This window comes from Nocardia sp. NBC_01329 (genome assembly GCF_035956715.1).
In the GTDB taxonomy this organism is placed as follows: Bacteria; Actinomycetota; Actinomycetes; order Mycobacteriales; family Mycobacteriaceae; genus Nocardia.
On record NZ_CP108381.1, the window covers coordinates 6,128,943 to 6,146,278 of the forward strand.

The 17,336-nt window shown below is 66.4% G+C and carries 17 protein-coding genes; 12 read left to right on the forward strand and 5 right to left on the reverse strand.

Features of this window, described 5'->3' with window-relative positions; genetic code table 11:
* Positions 1–17: 17 nt before the first annotated feature.
* Positions 18–419 (reverse strand): ArsR/SmtB family transcription factor, encoded by a 402-nt coding sequence (locus tag OG405_RS27890; RefSeq protein WP_327149376.1) that lies wholly within the window; start codon positions 417–419, stop codon positions 18–20.
* Entirely contained in the window at positions 419–1,072 is a 654-nt protein-coding gene (locus tag OG405_RS27895; RefSeq protein WP_327149378.1) for an SRPBCC domain-containing protein, read from the reverse strand. Before OG405_RS27895 ends, OG405_RS27890 begins: the two co-directional genes overlap by 1 nt.
* Before the next feature lie 541 nt (positions 1,073–1,613).
* On the opposite strand from OG405_RS27895, the gene OG405_RS27900 reads away from it, so the two are divergent.
* Positions 1,614–2,915 (forward strand): helix-turn-helix domain-containing protein, encoded by a 1,302-nt coding sequence (locus tag OG405_RS27900; protein WP_327149379.1) that lies wholly within the window; start codon positions 1,614–1,616, stop codon positions 2,913–2,915.
* An 11-nt stretch (positions 2,916–2,926) separates the two neighbouring features.
* On the opposite strand, the gene OG405_RS27905 is transcribed toward OG405_RS27900, so the two are convergent.
* Positions 2,927–3,292, reverse strand: a complete 366-nt coding sequence (locus OG405_RS27905; protein WP_327149380.1) for a patatin-like phospholipase family protein — start codon at positions 3,290–3,292, stop codon at positions 2,927–2,929.
* On the opposite strand from OG405_RS27905, the gene OG405_RS27910 reads away from it, so the two are divergent.
* The 9 genes from OG405_RS27910 (at position 3,283) to ramB (ending at position 10,804) form a co-directional block, all read left to right on the forward strand.
* On the forward strand, positions 3,283–3,507 hold the full coding sequence (locus OG405_RS27910; RefSeq protein ID WP_327149381.1) for a hypothetical protein: 225 nt from the start codon (positions 3,283–3,285) through the stop codon (positions 3,505–3,507). The genes OG405_RS27905 and OG405_RS27910 overlap by 10 nt on opposite strands.
* Positions 3,508–3,629: 122 nt before the next feature.
* Positions 3,630–4,007, forward strand: a complete 378-nt coding sequence (locus tag OG405_RS27915) for a VOC family protein (protein WP_327149382.1) — start codon at positions 3,630–3,632, stop codon at positions 4,005–4,007.
* A 151-nt stretch (positions 4,008–4,158) separates the two neighbouring features.
* Positions 4,159–5,031 (forward strand): nuclease-related domain-containing protein, encoded by an 873-nt coding sequence (locus OG405_RS27920; RefSeq protein ID WP_327149383.1) that lies wholly within the window; start codon positions 4,159–4,161, stop codon positions 5,029–5,031.
* Between the two features lie 172 nt (positions 5,032–5,203).
* Positions 5,204–7,027 carry an acyl-CoA dehydrogenase gene (locus OG405_RS27925; protein ID WP_327149384.1) on the forward strand — a complete coding sequence of 608 codons (1,824 nt, stop codon included), beginning with the start codon at positions 5,204–5,206 and terminating at the stop codon, positions 7,025–7,027.
* Between the two features lie 175 nt (positions 7,028–7,202).
* The gene (locus OG405_RS27930; RefSeq protein ID WP_327149385.1) at positions 7,203–8,408 is read left to right on the forward strand and encodes an inorganic phosphate transporter; all 1,206 of its coding nucleotides are present in this window, start codon (positions 7,203–7,205) and stop codon (positions 8,406–8,408) included.
* The gene (locus tag OG405_RS27935) at positions 8,408–8,689 is read left to right on the forward strand and encodes a hypothetical protein (RefSeq protein ID WP_327149386.1); all 282 of its coding nucleotides are present in this window, start codon (positions 8,408–8,410) and stop codon (positions 8,687–8,689) included. The genes OG405_RS27930 and OG405_RS27935 overlap by 1 nt, the downstream gene beginning before the upstream one ends.
* A complete protein-coding gene (locus OG405_RS27940; protein ID WP_327149387.1) occupies positions 8,689–9,042 on the forward strand; it encodes a DUF3349 domain-containing protein in 354 nt (117 codons plus the stop codon). The genes OG405_RS27935 and OG405_RS27940 overlap by 1 nt, the downstream gene beginning before the upstream one ends.
* The gene (locus OG405_RS27945; protein WP_327149388.1) at positions 9,042–9,320 is read left to right on the forward strand and encodes a DUF3349 domain-containing protein; all 279 of its coding nucleotides are present in this window, start codon (positions 9,042–9,044) and stop codon (positions 9,318–9,320) included. The genes OG405_RS27940 and OG405_RS27945 overlap by 1 nt, the downstream gene beginning before the upstream one ends.
* A 77-nt stretch (positions 9,321–9,397) precedes the next feature.
* Positions 9,398–10,804, forward strand: coding sequence for an acetate metabolism transcriptional regulator RamB (gene ramB / locus OG405_RS27950; protein WP_327149389.1), 1,407 nt, complete (start codon positions 9,398–9,400; stop codon positions 10,802–10,804).
* Positions 10,805–10,826: 22 nt separating this feature from the next.
* Here ramB and OG405_RS27955 read toward each other — a convergent pair whose 3' ends face one another.
* Positions 10,827–11,864, reverse strand: coding sequence for a hexose kinase (locus OG405_RS27955; RefSeq protein WP_327149390.1), 1,038 nt, complete (start codon positions 11,862–11,864; stop codon positions 10,827–10,829).
* A 22-nt stretch (positions 11,865–11,886) separates the two neighbouring features.
* A complete protein-coding gene (locus tag OG405_RS27960; RefSeq protein ID WP_327149391.1) occupies positions 11,887–12,876 on the reverse strand; it encodes an XdhC family protein in 990 nt (329 codons plus the stop codon).
* A 1,686-nt stretch (positions 12,877–14,562) separates the two neighbouring features.
* Here OG405_RS27960 and aceA point away from each other — a divergent pair.
* Positions 14,563–15,852: an isocitrate lyase gene (gene aceA / locus OG405_RS27965; protein ID WP_327149392.1), complete on the forward strand. Its 1,290-nt coding sequence runs from the start codon at positions 14,563–14,565 to the stop codon at positions 15,850–15,852.
* 204 nt (positions 15,853–16,056) lie between these two features.
* Positions 16,057–16,929: a 3-hydroxybutyryl-CoA dehydrogenase gene (locus tag OG405_RS27970; RefSeq protein ID WP_327149393.1), complete on the forward strand. Its 873-nt coding sequence runs from the start codon at positions 16,057–16,059 to the stop codon at positions 16,927–16,929.
* The last annotated feature ends 407 nt before the right edge of the window (positions 16,930–17,336 follow it).

Below are 17,336 nucleotides of genomic sequence, written 5' to 3' on the forward strand. Positions count from 1 at the left end.
CACCGTGGTAGAGGTGTTCAGGCGGTCCGGCCGGTGCGATTCGCCCGCGTTGTCCGGGGGGTCTTTTCGCGTCGTGCGCGTTTGCCGCGGGCGACCTCGGTCGCGAGGGCGTCGAGGGGTTGCGCGAATTGCTCCAGCGGGTCCACCAGTTCGGCGAGCCATTCCCGGGCGGTGGCGATCCCCGCCGGTTCCAGAGCGTAGAACCGCCGGTTGGCTTCCGATCGCACGTGCACCAGCCCGGCCTCGCGCAACACCTTGAGGTGCTGGGAGACCGCGGGTTGCGAGATCGGTGTGTGCGCGCGGATCTCCTCGACCAGGGCGCCCGCGGATCGTTCACCGCCGGACATCAGCCGCAGTATCGCGCGGCGCACCGGGTCGCCGAGCGCCTCGAATACTCGGGCCGGGGAGGCAGGGGTCATCAGGGCTGCGGCTCCTCCGGGGCGACGGTGTAGAAGCCGGTGGTCGCTTCGGCGGCCGCATGAGCCTGCGCCGGGTCGTCGCCGTCGGCGATCGCGGCCGCCGCCCACCCGGCGGATGCGGTCCGGACGAACACCAGACCCTCCGGACTGAGTGGGAATTCGAGGCCGACCGCGGGGTCCACGGCCGCGCGGGTTTCCAGATGCAATCCCAGCCCCATCAGCCCCAGATCCCAGCCGACGCCCACCGCGCCGGGGCCGAATTGTGTCCACATTTCCGGATCGACGGGAGCTTCGTGCACCAATTCCAGCTCGGTTCCGCCGGGGCCGGGGCCGAGCCGGATTTCGAGCCAGGAAATCATCGCCCCCATCTCCCAGGTCACCGCGAAGCGTTTCGGCCGTTCGCATTCTTCGACCACGCCTCCGGCATTTCCCTCGAGCTGATATCTGCCGCCGAGCGCCAACTCGCCGGTGATCGGCAGGAACCATCGCGGAATCCGGTCGATATCGGTGAGGGTTTCCCATAGATCGTCCGGATCGGTGGCGTAGGTACGCCGTGCGACGGCGATTCGCGTGATCTTCCCCTGTCGTTCGCTGGTACGCACCTCTCGGGTGACCAGTCCGGCGATAGCGGCCGGATCGGTGAGTAAACCCATCTCTTCCTCCTTTTATAAGTTTGAGCTTATATTACAGGGGTTCCTCCGTCGGCGCTACTTCCGGTGCGCGGCCGGGCTGCGTCGACGCAGCCCGGGTCGGGATCTCCGATACGGCAACAGGTCCGGGGCCGACCCGGTCCCGGCGGAGGGGATCGGCCGCGTTTCTCTCGGCGGTCGTCGATATAAAGTGACGAGCGGACCGCGGAATGGGATTCCGCAGCGGAATTCGGCTTTTCCCGGGTCGGCGCACGGTCCGGTCCGAGGCGACTGCGCCCGACTCGGGCAGGTAATGGATCAATTCGCTACCTTGGTGGTAGCGAAATACTGGTTAGCATTTGTGAAGAGCTTGTCGTCCGTGGGCGCAAGCCGGAGTCGCAACGAAGGAGCCAGCTATGCGAGAACTGGTGTCACGCTTCGATACGCACGACCCGACGAGCGCGGCAGTACCCGGCTCGGTGACGGAGTCTCGCGGGCGCGTTCATCCCGGATACCGGCATACGGCAAGCCCGCGCCCGCCTGTGCTGAACGGCGTGCTGCGCTGATGGCCGAGCACAACTCCGGTATCGGCCGCAAGATCGCGTACTACCGCGCGCGGAAGGGTCTGTCCCAGCGCGACTTCGCGCCGTTGATCAAACGATCGGAGGCGTGGGTCTCGCAAGTGGAGCGCGGAGTGCGGCCGGTCAAGGCGATCGATGTGCTGGAGCGCATCGCCGATGTGCTCGATATGCCCGTCGCCGAACTGGCGCCGTCCGCGCCCACCGCGCAGGCCGAGCGGATACCGGCCGACGCCGTCCCGCTCCGGCTACTGCTGACCGGTAACCACGCCCTGCGGGCGACGGCGTCTGAGCACGCCCTGCTGGCAACGGCGTCCGGCGCCGGGAACGAACCGGATCCGGAACGGCTCGAACGAGGGGCGGACGCCGCATGGACGTTCACCCGGCTGGGTCGCTACACCGAGCTACTGGCTCTGCTGGAAACGCTACTGCCCGAACTGGAGGCCGCGGTGGTTCATGCCGACGGCTCCCGCCGGGCCGAGATCCTGCTGGCCGACACCTATCAGGCGTACGCGGTCGCGCTCACCGACCTGGAGCAGTTCGACGCCGCCTGGGTATCCGCCGATCGCGCGATCGCCGCGGCGCAGCGCGCCGCGGACCCGATCCTGATGGCTGCGGGCGCATTTCGCCTCGCTTTTGTCTTCCAGCGTTCCCATCGCCTCGACCAGGCGAAACATGCCGCGGGAAGTGCCCGTGCGGTGCTCGGTGAACTGGTTCGCGGGGCCGAGCCGCGCGCATCGAGTGTGTACGGCGCGCTCACCCTGCAGCTCGCGCTCATCGCCGCGCGGGCCGAAGAGGCCGAACAGGCCTACGAATTACTCGCCGATGCCCGCGCGACGGCGACCACCCTGGGCGCGGATCGCGACGACCACCACACGGAATTCGGTCCCACCGCGGTGGATCTGCACGAGGTCGCCGCCGCGGTGGAACTCGGCGACGCGGGTACCGCGATCAGGCTGGCCGGCAAGATCGGCCGGGAGCGGCTCACTCCCGGGCAACTGGGCCGGTTGCTCATCGATACCGCCCGGGCGTGGGCGCAGCGCCGCAGTCCCGATCGCGCACTCGCGCTGCTGTTGGAGGCGGAGGTGCTGGCTCCCGAGCAGGTGTACCGGCGCAAGTCGGTACGGTCGACAACCGCGGATCTGCTCAGCATGGACCGCGGGGCGCCCGGCCTCGGTGAATTCGCGCAACGGATCGGTATGGACGCGGCGCTGATCCAGCCGGCCACCGTCCGGCCCGGCCCGGCCCGCAGTGGTCTGCGCGCGGCCCGCGGCCCGCGCGCGATCTGAGCTGGACCGGCCTACCGGGCACAGTCGGGCGTAGCGGGCCAGAATTCCTTCAATTCGGCCGCGGCCGTTGCCGCCTGCCGGACGCCCGATTCGTAGGCCGGGCCCAGCGCGGCATCGGCGAACAGATCGGTGCCGAATGCGGCGACGGCGGTATCGTCCGGGCGCACCGTGATCTCCCGCGCGGCACCGAGCTCCCGGTCGGCGCGGGTGCGTGGATACACATGTGCCAGCGGCTCCATGATCACGATCACGTCGTGGTCCACGGCGAGATCGGCATTGACGGTGGAACGCACTCCGCCGTCGATGTAGTGCCGGCCGTCGATCTCGATGGGCGGGAAGACTCCGGGAACCGCGGTGCTGGAGGCGAGTGCTTGCACCAGGGAGGCGGCGCCGCCGCGCGGGCCCGAGCGGTGAGCGTCCCGGTGCCGATATCGAGGGCGGTGATCAGCAGCTCCCGCTCGGGCCATTCGGCGAATCCGACGAGCGAGCCGATGCGCTCGATATGCACCTCCGGGTCGCCGGTGTCCGAGCCCAGCGCCAATTCCCCGACCCGCTGGAGTACGAGCTCGCGATCGTGGTCGACGGCGCGTAGCAGCGAGGCGATCTCCAGCAGCGGCACGTAGTTGTGCCGGGCCGAGACCACTTTGCGCGCGGCGGCGCGGGAGGGTAGAAACAACTTCGTACAGCATACGTAGTTTAATGACGGGAGTTCATATGCGAATCACCGGTACCGCCGTATCGCTCAACGTCGCCGATACGGCTGCGTCGGCGGAATTCGTCACCACGCATTTCGGGTTCACCGAGCAGATGGCTGCCGAGGGTTTCGTCTCCCTCGTTCATCCCGATTCGGGAATGAATCTCATCTACCTGCGCACGGGCCTGTCCACCTTCAAGCCCGAACGCGCCGCCGGCGCCGCGGGGGACGGATTGCTGGTGGTGTTCGTGGTGTCCGATATCGATACCGAATACGACCGTCTGTGTGCGGCCGGAGCCCCGATCGAGACCCCGATCGAGACCGAGGAATGGGGTGAACGCTACTTCCAGACAACGGATGCGAACGGGATCGTCTATCAACTCGTCCAATGGGTCTGAGGCCCGCGCACATGTCGATCCGGGGCACTGATTGTCGATTCGCCTGAACCGCAGGACATATGAGTGGTACGAAAGTGGCTGGCGGGCCGTTGTCGACACGGGGGTCGGTGGTGGCATGAGGGGTAACGACACACGGCAGAGGTAGAGCACGATGCTGGTGAAGGTCGACGATCGGGCGGAACTATCCGCGGCCGAACAGGAATTCGTGGAATGTCTGCGGCAGTTGCCGACGACCGGCCTGGCCATCGTCGATCTGCGAATCGGTACCCAGCGCGGGACCCGGCAGATCGGCGCGGTGGTTTGGACGCCTCAGGGCATCCTCGTGGTCGAGGTGGTCGGTTTCCGCAGCCGGCAGAGCGGAGTGCTGACGGTATCCCAGGAACGGTCGTGGCGGGTGGGCGATGCCGCGGCGGATCTGGAACTGGAGTTCGGTGTGAACCCGGTGCGGCAGCTGGAGGCGGCAGTGCGGGAGGTCGCCCTGGCCTTCGAGCGGGCCACCTACGACCCCGGGCGGTTGTGCGGGGCGGTGGTGCTGGTGCCCATGCGGGGCGTGGCCCTGCGTCCCGGCCGGGAAACTCTGCGACCGGGTCTGGATGTGGTGGTCGGCAACGTGGCCGAGTCCACCGAACTTCGGATCTTCCTGGAGAATTTCGCACCGGGACCGCCTCGCTGGACCCTGGGCCGGGTCTGCGCGGCGACCCGGGCTCTCACCGGCTGGGCGCCGGAACGCGGTGAGCTGATCGCCGCCGGTTTCGAGGACAAACTGCCGGAGCCGCCCAGGAAACCGCGGAAGCAGCCCAGCTGGCGCCGTCCGGATTCCGGTCGTACCCAGGACGCCGTCGGCTGGGCTGTGCTGACGGTCGCGGTACTGGGCATGCTGATGGTGCTGGGCGCGATCATCGGCTCCCTGCTGGCCGACGGGCCTGCCGCCGAACCGGCGGCGCCACCGAGTACCACGGTCGAGCCGACCATCCCCGCGCGCGGGGGCCCGGTGGAGTGCTGGCCGTTGCAACCGGGTTGTTGAGCAGGCCGCGCGCCTGTCCCGGATGTGCGTTCGGGGCCGGGTGAGCGGTCGGTCCGAGGCTACGGTTGCGTACCCGGTGCGGAGTCCGGCACGCTTCAATTCGTACGATGTCGAAAAGCCTGTAACCAGGCGGTCGGCCCGGCCGCCGACCGCACCGACCAGGAGGACAGCCGTGGGTCACTACCAGGCGAATCTGCGTGATATCGAGTTCAACCTCTTCGAGGTGTTCGAGCTGGGCAAGATTCTCGATGCCGGTGCGTACGGGGATCTGGACACCGATACCGCACGCGAAATCCTGGCCGAGGTCAAACGCCTGGCCGAGGGGCCGGTGGCGGAATCCTTCGCGGCCGCCGACCGGCATCCGGTGGAATTCGTGCCGGAGACCCATTCGGTCACTGTCCCGGAACCGCTCGCCAAGACCGTGTACGCCATCCGCGACGCCGGCTGGAACCGACTCGGCAAGCCCGAGGAGATGGGCGGAATGCCGGCACCCGCCGCGCTCTGCTGGGCGGTCAGCGAGATGATCACCTGCGCCAACCCGGCGGCGGTGTTCTTCGATATGGGCGCGGTGATGGCGCAGGTACTGTTCGGCATCGGCAACGAACAGCAGAAACATTGGGCTGCAGCCGGTTTCGATCGGCATTGGCAGGGCACCATGGTGCTCACCGAACCCGACGCGGGTTCGGATGTGGGAGCCGGCCGGGCCAAAGCCGTGGAACAGCCCGACGGCACCTGGCATATCGAGGGCGTCAAACGCTTCATCTCCGGCGCCGATGTCGGCGATACCGCGGAGAACGTCTTCCATCTGGTGCTGGCGCGGCCCGAGGGCGCGGGGCCGGGCACCAAGGGCCTGTCGCTGTTCTACGTACCGAAATTCCTGTTCGATCCGCAGACCCTGGAACTGGGCGAGCGCAACGGCGTGTACGTCACCAATGTCGAACACAAGATGGGCCTGAAATCCTCGCCGACCTGTGAGCTCACCTTCGGGGGCGAGCGGCCCGCCGTCGGATGGCTGGTCGGCGACAACCACAACGGTATCGCGCAGATGTTCAAGGTCATCGAGAACGCGCGAATGATGGTGGGCGTCAAATCCAGCGGAACGCTGTCCACCGGATATCTGAACGCGCTCGCGTACGCGAAGGAACGGGTGCAGGGTGCCGATCTGACCCAGATGGCGGATAAGACCGCGCCGCGGGTCGCCATCACCCATCACCCCGATGTGCGGCGCAGCCTTGCCACGCAGAAGGCTTACGCCGAGGGTTTACGCGCGGTCTACCTGTACACCGCGATCCACCAGAACGCCGACGTGGCGGAATTGGTTTCCGGGGTGGACGCCGAAACCGCCCACCGGATGGACGATTTCCTCCTGCCCATCGTGAAGGGTGTGGGTTCCGAACGTGCCTACCAGTACCTGACCGAATCGCTGCAGACCCTGGGTGGCTCGGGTTATCTGCAGGACTATCCGATCGAGCAGTACATCCGTGACGCCAAGATCGACTCGTTGTACGAGGGCACCACCGCGATCCAGGCGCAGGACTTCTTCTTCCGCAAGATCATCCGGGACAAAGGTGCCGCGGCCGGGCAGATCTTCGGCCAGATCACCTCGTTCCTGGATTCGCCCACCGGGCGGCTGGACGCCGAACGAGCACTGTTGCGCACGGCTCTCGAGGATGTCCGGGCAATGGCGGGATCGCTGACCGGCTATACCGTGGCCGCCCAGTCCGACCCAGCCGAGCTGTACAAGGTGGGCCTCGGTTCGGTGCGATTCCTGCTGGCGGTCGGTGATCTGCTGATCGGCTGGCGGCTGTTGGTCCAGGCGGAGGTCGCGACCGCGGCCCTGGCTGCGGCGGACGAGCGTGACCGGCCGTTCTACACAGGCAAGGTCGGGGTAGCGAGTTTCTTCGCGAAGAATGTGCTGCCCACGCTCACCGCGACCAAGGAGATCATCGCGGCGATCGACACCGACATCATGAACATGCCGGAAGAGGCTTTCTGATCCGACCGGTGGCGACCCATCCGAATCGGGTGGGTCGCCCGCGAGCGCACCATCTGGCTGCTGATGGATGCGGGTCCGGCGGCGCCCGCGGGTTCACGCAGGTGGCCGCTGCCTTTCGGCGAGCGACCGATCCCGCCGGGCCGGACCGCACGGTCCATGACGCACAATGCTTGGCGTGACAGTTGAGCTGCTGATCCTTCTGGTCGTCATTGTCACGGCGTTGGCCTTCGATTTCACCAATGGGTTCCACGACACGGCCAATGCCATGGCGACCTCCATCGCGACCGGGGCACTGCGGCCCAGAGTCGCGGTCGCGTTGTCGGCGGTGCTGAACCTCGTGGGAGCGTTCCTGTCGGTGGCGGTGGCGGCGACGGTAGCCGAGGGAATCGTGCGGCTCGACGAGGTATCCGGGCACGACCTGCTCATCATCGTCTACGCCGGGCTGGTCGGCGGCATTCTCTGGAACCTGATCACCTGGTTGTTCGGGCTGCCGTCGAGTTCCTCGCACGCGCTGTTCGGCGGATTGATCGGTGCGACGCTGGCGGCGCTCGGATGGAGCGGGGTGGTGTGGCTTTCCGACTCCGGCGGGGTGATCAACAAGATCGTGATCCCCGCTCTGCTGGCGCCGATCGTCGCCGGTCTGGTCTCCGCCATCGGAACCTGGGCGGTGTATCGGATCACCCGGGGCTCGGATCCGGACAAGGTGACCACCGGGTTCCGCTGGGGCCAGGTCGGCTCGGCGTCGCTGGTGTCGCTGGCCCACGGCACCAACGACGCGCAGAAGACGATGGGCGTCATCTTCCTGGCCCTGGTGGCGTACGGGGAACTCTCCCCGAATTCGATCATGCCGCTGTGGGTCATGGCGGCCTGCGCGTGCGCTATCGCGGCCGGCACCTACCTCGGTGGCTGGCGGATCATCCGCACCCTCGGCAAGAAATTGGTCGATATCGACTCCCCGCAGGGCCTGGCGGCCGAATCGGCGTCCGCGGCGATCATTCTGACCTCCGCTCATTTCGGGTTGCCGCTGTCGACGACCCAGACCGTCACGGGAGCGATCCTCGGAACAGGTCTCGGCAAGGGTGCGGAAGTGCGCTGGGGAGTCATGGGCCGCATGGTCGTGGCCTGGCTGCTCACCCTGCCCGCGGCCGGTATCGTCGGCGCGATCTGCTGGGCGCTCGCATACTACATAGGCGGGTTGGCCGGAGTGCTCGTGGTCTTGGCGTTGCTGATAGCGCTGGCGGCGGTGATCTATCGGCGCTCGCTGCGGGACAAGGTGTCCAGCGGCAACGTCAACGAACCCCCCGATACCGACCCCGGGCCGGGGCATACCTCGCCCGCGGAGCTGCCGCGGGTCGCCGGGTCGACCTCCGAGGAGGCGTGATGGAAACCGTCTTGACGAATCTACGATCACTGGGCGAGGTGACACTGGCGGCACTCATCCTGGGGGCCGGGTTGCCGATGCTCTTCGCTCTGGGGGTGCGACTCTGGTCGGCCGCCGTGGTCGCCGGGCCGGACGGTTCGGTACGGCGGAACCCGGCGGCTCTGGCCGGCGCGTATCTCTGCCTGCTCATCGTGCTGTCGGTGGTGATCGCGGCGGTGCTCTTCGTGGCGAAAGCGTTCCTCGCCGACCGGCTCGGTATCCATCTGTTCGGGCAGGCGTGATGGCCACCGGGAACGAGTTGCCGGCGGAACGGTCGGGACTGCTGGCCCGCGTGATCGCGTGGCTGCGGGCCGGGTATCCGCAGGGTGTACCGCGATCGGACTACGTGGCGTTGTTCGCCGTCCTGCACCGGGACCTGACCGAATACGAGGTCGTGCTGGTCGCCGAGGAGCTGGTGCGTGACCGCGATGACGAGGCCATCACCCATGCCGAGATCGAGGCGGCGGTCAGTCAGCAAGCCAGGGAACAGGCCGGTCCGGAAGATATCGCGCGGGTGGCCTCGCATCTGGCCGCGGGTGGCTGGCCGCTGGCCTCGCCGCTGACCGAGATCGCCCAGCCGGACGAGGACCGCTGATGCCGCATGTGCTGCGTGCGATCGTCGACTGGCTCCGGCGGGGTTATCCGGAGGGCATCCCGGAATCCGATTACATTCCCCTGGTCGCGCTGCTGCGACGGCGGCTGAGCGACCAGGAGGTCCAGCAGATCGTGGCGGAAGTGCTGGGTTCCCCGGACCGCCCGATCGACCGTGTCGATATCCAGGTGATGATCACCGCGGTCACCGACGAGATGCCGTCGGAGGAGGATCTGCGGCGGGTGCTGTCACGCCTGGATCCACCCGGCTGGCCCCACTGACATCGACCGTACAGTCGAGTATGCAATTCTTGCTAACCCGACTATCGCATCATGCGAACGACCCCTAAGCTGGACGCATGGCCAAGACGTACGTCGGCGCCCGGTTGCGGCAACTACGGACCGAACGCGGGCTCAGTCAGGTGGCGCTGGCCCAGCAACTGGAGATTTCGGCCAGCTATCTCAACCAGATCGAGCACGATGTCCGGCCGCTCACCGTGCCGGTTCTGCTGCGGATAAGCGAGGTCTTCGGGGTCGAGGCGACTTTCTTCTCGCCGCAGGACGACACCCGGCTCATCGCCGAACTGCAGGAAGTGGTGATGGACCAGGAACTGGGTATCGAGGCCGACGCCCGCGAGATCGCGGAAATGGTCTCGGCCCATCCGAGTATGGCCCGGGCTCTGGTCAATATGCACAACCGCTACCGCAACACCAGCGCCCAGCTGGCCGCGGCCACCGAGGACAGGTTCGCCGACGGCTCCGGCAGCGCCACCATCAGCAAACCGCACGAGGAAGTGCGCGACTACTTCTATCAACGGCAGAACTATATTCACGAACTCGATACCGCCGCAGAGGAACTGGCCAACCGGATCCGCTTCCACAACGGCGACGCGCACAGCGAGATCCCCAAGGTGCTGCGCACCCACGGAGTGCGGATCGTAGAACGTATCGACCTCGGCGAGGGCGTCCTGCATCGCTACGACCCGGACAATCAGGTGCTCGAGATCGCACCGCATCTGTCGGGTGGACAGCGCCTGTTCAAACTCGCCGCCGAACTGGCCTATTTCGAATGCGGGCAGCTGCTGGAAAAGCTGGTGGACGAGGGCAACTTCTCCGGGCCGGACGCGCGCAAGCTCGCGATGCTGGGTCTGGCGAACTATTTCGCCGCCGCCACCGTGCTGCCCTATACCTATTTCCACGAGGTGTCCGAAGGCTTCCGCTACGACATCGAACGGTTGTCGGCGTTCTTCGCGCAGAGCTACGAGACCATCTGCCATCGACTCTCCACATTGCAGCGGCCGGAACTACGTGGAGTGCCCTTCTCGTTCGTGCGAGTGGATCGGGCCGGGAACATGTCGAAACGGCAGTCCGCCACCGGATTCCATTTCTCCTCCAGCGGCGGTACCTGCCCGCTGTGGAACGTGTACGAAACCTTCGCCTACCCCGGCAAGATCATGACGCAGATCGCCCAGATGCCCGACGGTCGCAAATATCTGTGGGTGGCGCGCACAGTGGAACGCCGCGCGACACGCTATGGACAACCCAGCAAGACCTTCGCGATCGGGCTGGGTTGCGAGATCCGGCACGCGGCCCGGGTGGTGTACGCCGACGGTATCGATCTGCGGGAGGCCGCCGCTACTCCCATCGGCGCGGGCTGCCGGGTGTGCGACCGCGCCAACTGCCCGCAGCGCGCCTTCCCGCCGCTCGGCAAAACCCTGGATATCAGCGAACATCGGAGTTCGGTCTCACCGTATGTACTGAAATGAGTTCCACCCGGGTATTTTTCGATCAATCCCCGGCGGATTTCCGGTCAGGGGTTTCCAATTCGGAGATCAGCACCGTCGGCGCCAGATGACCGCGCAACCGCCGATCGATCTCCCCGGCCACCGGAATGACCACCGAGGCAGCCGAGGTCGCGACGGCGTCGACGAGTATCGCCGGCCAATCCGGAGTCTTCGTCGTGGCCAGTGCCGCGATCACGGCCGCGGCCACCGTGTCCCCCGCGCCGGTCGGATTACCGGTCAGCGGTTCCGGTAACCGGGCCTCCCAGGAACCATCCGGAGTCACCCCGACCATCCCCAGCGGCCCCCGGGTGACGATCACCGCACCCACTCCGCGATCCACCAGCGGCCGGGTCGCGGTGACCAGCGCCTCCGGCGTCTCGGGCCGGCAGTGGGTGAGCGATTCGAACTCGCCGAGACCGGGCAACAGCACGACCCCGGGAACCCGGGCGGCCATCCGCAGTGCCGGTCCGTGCAGGTCGCAGACCGTGGGCACCGCCGCGTCCAACGCCGCATGAGCGATCCGGGCGGGTAGACCCGGATCGATACCGTCGGGTAGTGACCCGGCGATCACCAGACCCGATATATGCGGCAGCATCCCCGATACCCGGACCTCTAGCTGCTCGGAGGCATGCGGATTCGAAATCCGCGCCCCGGGCTCCCGGAACGCGGTCGCAGTCCCGGTATCGGATTCGCTGATCACCACGGTGCGCCGGACCCACGGCAGCGCATGCACGAAATCCACCGGTATCTCCGCCTCGGCGGCGGCCGCGAAAGCGTGATCGGCGAACCCGGTGGCGCGGGCATAACGGCCCAATTGATTGAGCACTCGGGTGACGTTGATGCCCTTGCCGCCGAGCCGCTGTTCCACCGAACGAACCCGATGCGCCTGGCCGCGGGTGTAGTTCTCGACACGGTAGGTCACATCATAAGCGGGATTCATTGTCACGGTGAGGATCACGAGAACCACTGTCCACGAGCATCGGCCCGGCACAAGATCGAGGGGCAGGATCGCGAGGGTGATATCGGTCGCCGCCGGCGCCACCCGGGGCAACACGGTACTGCGCTCAGATCGCCGCCTCCGCCGGGAACGGGACCGTGATCCGGCCGAGCCGCCCGTTGCGCACGGCCACCATCTCCGCGGTCACCGCCAGCGCTGTCTCGGTGCCCGTCGCCGCCCCGATATCCATTCCGGCCGGGGAGTGCAGCCGCGCCAGTTGCGTATCGTCGAACCCGCTCGCACGCAGATCGTCGAGGCGCCGGGCACTGGAGACCGTCGAACCCACCGCGCCGATATAACCGATCTCGGGTAGTCGCAACGCGACGGTGAGCAGCGGGATCTCGAACTGCGGATCATGGGAGGCGAGCACGATACCGGTCGAGGAATCGATCTCGCCCTCGGAGACGAGCATATTCAAGTAGCGGTGCGGCCAATCGCAGACCACTTCGGCACCGGGAAAGGACTCCGGTACCGCGAACGTGGGGCGCGGATCGCAGATGGCGACCCGATAACCGAGAAGCTGCGCCTGCGCCGACAGCGCCCCGGCGACGGTATCGGCGCCGAAGAGCACCAGCAGCGGCGGCGGGGCGAAAGACGCGACGAAGATATCGGACTGTGGTAGCGAGACCAACTCCGTCGCATGTCTTTTATCGGTGATCAGATGCTGCCCGATCATTCCGGGTTCCGGATTCCACACCACCGTGAAAACCGTAACCCGCCGATGCTCGGCTATTTCGGCAGCGATGGTCGGGAACTCCGGAAAATGGCCCCGGGAGAACGGCTCGGTGAACACATCGATCACCGCGCCGTCGCCGCCGGGCACCGGCAGCCGATGCAGTGCGCGCTGCCCGGTCCGAGCCGACTGCAGGGTCGACTCGTAAACGGTGTCCTCTATCCCGGTCGCCGCCATGGTCCCGTAGATCATTCCGTCGGGGTCCACCAGGATCGACGTACCCACCGGAATATCCACTTGACCACCCGTGCGCACGATGGTGGCCAGCCCGCCCGTCCGGCCCGAACGCCACACCTGCAGCAGGTCGTCGACGATGTCGCGCATCAACAGCTCCGATCCCACCGTGCGTCGGAGGGCAGGCGCTCACCATCGGCACCCGTCACCGATGACCGCGCACGTGACGGACACCCTAGCGCTGTTCCCTCTGAATTTGGCACGCCTGCGAAAATCTCGTCGGGCGAGAACATGAATGGTTGGCCAAACGTTGTGTGGCGCCACGGTCCCGTGCTGGGCATATTGTGAAATTCTGCCGGTTCACCAGGGAGTTGTGCTCCCGTCGGCGGGAAGTGGATGGAACAGAGCGGAGCTCGGGGGAGGGTGGGTTGGGCGGTAAAGGTAGTGGATGGGTTTGCTCGTGAAAGGTGATGTGGGTGTGGGAGGTAGGGCTTGTTCGGGGAGTGGAGATGTGGGTTGGTGGCGAGTGCGGATTTGCTGGTTCAAGGAGCGGCTTGCTCCTGGGCGTGGAATGTGAGTCGACCCGTGAACACGAGGTTCGTCTGTTTGCGAAGGCAGAACGTGGGTCCACTCGTGAGCATCGAACATGAGCCGGCAGTGAACGTGGAACGCGAGTCGACTCGTAAACGCGGGGGTAGGCCTGTCCGCAAACGCGGGAAGTGGGCTCGCTCGTGAGGGTGAGGGGGTGGGTTTGCCGGTGAGGGTCAAGGGTGAGCCGACTCGCGACTGTAGGACATGAGCCGAGCTGCGAGCGTAGGGAGTGAGCCCCTGCAAGCGCGGGAGGCGGGCTTGTTGGTGAGGGTGGGGAGTGGGCTCGCTCGTGAAGGTGCTGTGTTTTTGGCGCGCTGGCGCGCGGGGGTTGAGGCCCTGAAGTCTCGCCGTTCAGGCCTCGAGACTCGCGCCTTCGGCGCATGCGCTTCGAGGCCTGAACGGCGAGACGGCCTCAACCCTTTGGGTGTCTCGTAAGACTCGACTCATACGGTTGCGTCGGGATTCGGGGGCACGGTCGGCATGCGGACCCACCGCGGTGCGGAACTGCTGGGGGTCCTCCTGCTCGGGCGGATGCGCAACGTCGGAGCAGGATCGGGCTGTTCGTATTCCCGGGCCTCGCTCGGAACCTGTGCGTTCGTCGATGGTCTCACCCGGTTCCGGTGGGGCCCCGGTTTCTCGTGTCCGGGGAGAACCTCGCCTGTGTCGCTTTCACGGACAGTCGAACCTGCCCGGTGCCGAGTTTTACGAGGCTCACGTGGTCGAGGCCTGTCCCGCCCTTGGCCGGAGGTGGTCAGCAGGTCACATTCCGCGGATGGGCGACCGCACGTCGCATGCGCGAAGTGCGAGTCTCGAGGGCTGAACGGCGGGACTTCCAGGGGCCTCGACCCCGCGACGCCGGAGCCGGCGCCAACAAAACTGTAGGCGGTCGACCTCAGTTATGAAGGTCCTCACAGGGCGGCGAAGTCGGGGAGTGGGCGGGGGCCGGGTGGGCGCCTCCGCTAACAGTACGAGCGTTACGCTAAAATCCCACGTCAGAGCTACTGATGAGTAGACTTGACGGCGGCTACATGCTGGCAACTTTCACAGGCTTAGCAAAGCGATGGCCGATCCTAGCTCAGATTCACAGAAGCAACAGGTAGACGACGTTTTAATGGTGTGCCATGGTGTGGAAGTACACCCACTGGGCATTGCAAGCCTGCAAATCGTCGTTCCAGCAGTGCGACGCGGAAACGCTTCGTCGACGCGGACCGGCGGACCGACCGAACAAGGAAGTGGAGTCGCAAGATGTCGACCACCGGCACCCCGAAGACCGCCGAGGAAATCCAGAAGGATTGGGACACCAACCCGCGCTGGAAGGGCGTCACCCGCAACTACACCGCCGAGCAGGTTACGAAGCTGCAGGGCACCGTTGTCGAGGAGCAGACTCTCGCGCGGCGCGGCTCGGAGATCCTCTGGGATCTGGTGAACAACGAGGACTACATCAACTCGCTGGGTGCCCTCACCGGCAACATGGCCGTGCAGCAGGTCCGCGCCGGCCTCAAGGCCATCTACCTGTCGGGCTGGCAGGTCGCCGGTGACGCGAACCTCTCGGGTCACACCTACCCCGACCAGAGCCTCTACCCGGCCAACTCGGTGCCCGCCGTGGTCCGCCGCATCAACAACGCGCTGCTGCGCGCCGACGAGATCGCCAAGGTCGAAGGCGATACCTCCATCGAGAACTGGCTGGCCCCGATCGTGGCCGACGCCGAAGCCGGCTTCGGTGGCGCGCTGAACGCCTACGAACTGCAGAAGGCCATGATCGCCGCCGGCGCCGCCGGTGTGCACTGGGAAGACCAGCTGGCCTCGGAGAAGAAGTGCGGCCACCTCGGTGGCAAGGTGCTCATCCCCACCCAACAGCACATCCGCACCCTGACCTCCGCGCGCCTGGCCTCCGACGTCGCCGAGGTTCCCTCGGTGATCATCGCCCGCACCGACGCCGAAGCCGCCACCCTCATCACCTCCGATGTAGACGAGCGCGACCGTGAATTCCTGGACGGCACCCGCACCGCCGAAGGCTTCTTCGGGGTGAAGAACGGCATCGAGCCCTGCATCGCGCGTGCCAAGGCCTACGCCCCGTACGCCGACCTCATCTGGATGGAAACCGGCGTGCCGGACCTCGAGGTCGCCCGCAAGTTCGCCGAGTCCGTCCGCAGCGAGTTCCCGGACCAGCTGCTGGCCTACAACTGCTCGCCGTCCTTCAACTGGAAGGCACACCTGGACGACGCCACCATCGCCAAGTTCCAGCGTGAACTCGGCGCCATGGGCTTCAAGTTCCAGTTCATCACCCTGGCCGGCTTCCACTCGCTCAACTACGGCATGTTCGACCTGGCCTACGGCTACGCCCGCGAGGGTATGACCGCCTTCGTCGACCTGCAGGAGCGCGAGTTCAAGGCCGCCGCCGAGCGTGGCTTCACCGCCATCAAGCATCAGCGCGAGGTCGGTGCCGGCTACTTCGACACCATCGCCACCACCGTCGACCCCAACACCTCGACGGCCGCGCTGAAGGGCTCCACCGAAGAGGGCCAGTTCCACTGAGCCGGGCACGGTATCGGTGACCGATACCGGCAACCGCTACCCCGGTAGGGGTGTACCCGCCGCCCCCTCGCCACAGCCCGGCGAGGGGGCTTCGGGCCCTCTACCGTTGACACCGAACTACGAACTTCAACGTCGAAGGCTCCGCTCACACCAGAGCAACACCTTCGTTCCCCACCGACCTACACAACTGATCAGGAGCGGGACGTGAGCAGCGAAAAGATTCAGCGTGTCGGCATCATCGGCGCCGGCCAGATGGGCGCAGGCATCGCGGAGGTGTGTGCTCGCGCGCATGTCGACGTGCTGGTGTACGAGCAGACCCGGGATCTCGCCGCGGCCGGCCGGTCGCGGATCCTGCGGTCCCTGGACCGAGGCGTGAGCAGCGGCAAGATCACCGAACGGGAACGCGAACAGGCTGCCTGGCGGCTGCGGTTCACGTCCGATCTCGGTGACTTCGCCGATCGGCAGCTCGTGGTGGAAGCCGTCCTGGAAGACGAGAAGGTCAAGACCTCCATCTTCGCCGAACTGGACAAGGTGGTCACCGACCCCGGCGCGGTGCTGGCCTCCAACACCTCCTCCATCCCGATCATGAAGATCGCCGTGGCCACCAACAACCCCGAACGGGTCGTCGGTATGCACTTCTTCAACCCGGTACCGGTCCTGCCGCTCGTCGAACTGGTGACCACCCTCAAGACCAGCCCGGCCGTCACCGAACGGGCCGAGGCGTTCGCGGCCGAAATCCTCGGCAAGGAGATCGTCCGCTCCTCCGACCGCTCCGGGTTCGTGGTCAACGCGCTGCTGGTGCCATACCTGCTCTCGGCGATCCGCATGGTCGAGTCCGGTTTCGCTACCAAGGAAGATGTCGACAAGGCGATGGTGCTCGGCTGCGCCCACCCGATGGGCCCGCTGGCGCTGACCGACCTGGTCGGCCTCGATACGGTGAAGTCGATCGCCGACTCGATGTACGGCGAATTCAAGGAGCCGCTGTACTCGGCCCCGCCGCTGCTCATGCGCATGGTCGAGGCAGGTTTGCTGGGTAAGAAGTCGGGTACAGGGTTCTACCAGTACAACAAGGCTTAAGTCACTGGACCGGGTCGCGCTCGGACGAGTCGATGTCCGGTCCGAGGGCACAGGCGGTATCCGCGTCCGTCGGTCGGTTTGCACACGGTCAGGTCTGTGGTGAAGCGGGCGGCGTGCATCGGTCCGGTCGGAGTGGTGAAATGTGGGTCAGTGGTGGGAGACGGGCTTCGGCCGGCCGCGGAGGTGGGCGGTGTGGGTTTGTTCGTGAAGGTGCTGTGTTTTCGGCACGCTGGCGCGCGCGGGGTCGAGGCCCCCTCGGTCTCGCCGTTCAGGCCTCGAGACTCGAGCCTTCGGCTCATGCGCTTTCGAGGCCTGAACGGCGAGACGGGCCTCAACCCTTCGAGGTGTCTCGCAAAACTCGACTCATGGGGTTACGACGGCAGCGTATGTCTCGGTCGCATGTGACC

Coding starts and splice junctions, on each gene's coding strand:
- OG405_RS27920 (WP_327149383.1), top strand. CDS start 4,159: ATGCTGGTGAAGGTCGACGATCGGGCGGAACTATCCGCGGCCGAACAG.
- OG405_RS27895 (WP_327149378.1), bottom strand. CDS start 1,072: ATGGGTTTACTCACCGATCCGGCCGCTATCGCCGGACTGGTCACCCGA.
- OG405_RS27900 (WP_327149379.1), top strand. CDS start 1,614: ATGGCCGAGCACAACTCCGGTATCGGCCGCAAGATCGCGTACTACCGC.
- OG405_RS27945 (WP_327149388.1), top strand. CDS start 9,042: ATGCCGCATGTGCTGCGTGCGATCGTCGACTGGCTCCGGCGGGGTTAT.
- OG405_RS27940 (WP_327149387.1), top strand. CDS start 8,689: ATGGCCACCGGGAACGAGTTGCCGGCGGAACGGTCGGGACTGCTGGCC.
- OG405_RS27915 (WP_327149382.1), top strand. CDS start 3,630: ATGCGAATCACCGGTACCGCCGTATCGCTCAACGTCGCCGATACGGCT.
- OG405_RS27890 (WP_327149376.1), bottom strand. CDS start 419: ATGACCCCTGCCTCCCCGGCCCGAGTATTCGAGGCGCTCGGCGACCCG.
- ramB (WP_327149389.1), top strand. CDS start 9,398: ATGGCCAAGACGTACGTCGGCGCCCGGTTGCGGCAACTACGGACCGAA.
- OG405_RS27935 (WP_327149386.1), top strand. CDS start 8,408: ATGGAAACCGTCTTGACGAATCTACGATCACTGGGCGAGGTGACACTG.
- OG405_RS27960 (WP_327149391.1), bottom strand. CDS start 12,876: ATGCGCGACATCGTCGACGACCTGCTGCAGGTGTGGCGTTCGGGCCGG.
- aceA (WP_327149392.1), top strand. CDS start 14,563: ATGTCGACCACCGGCACCCCGAAGACCGCCGAGGAAATCCAGAAGGAT.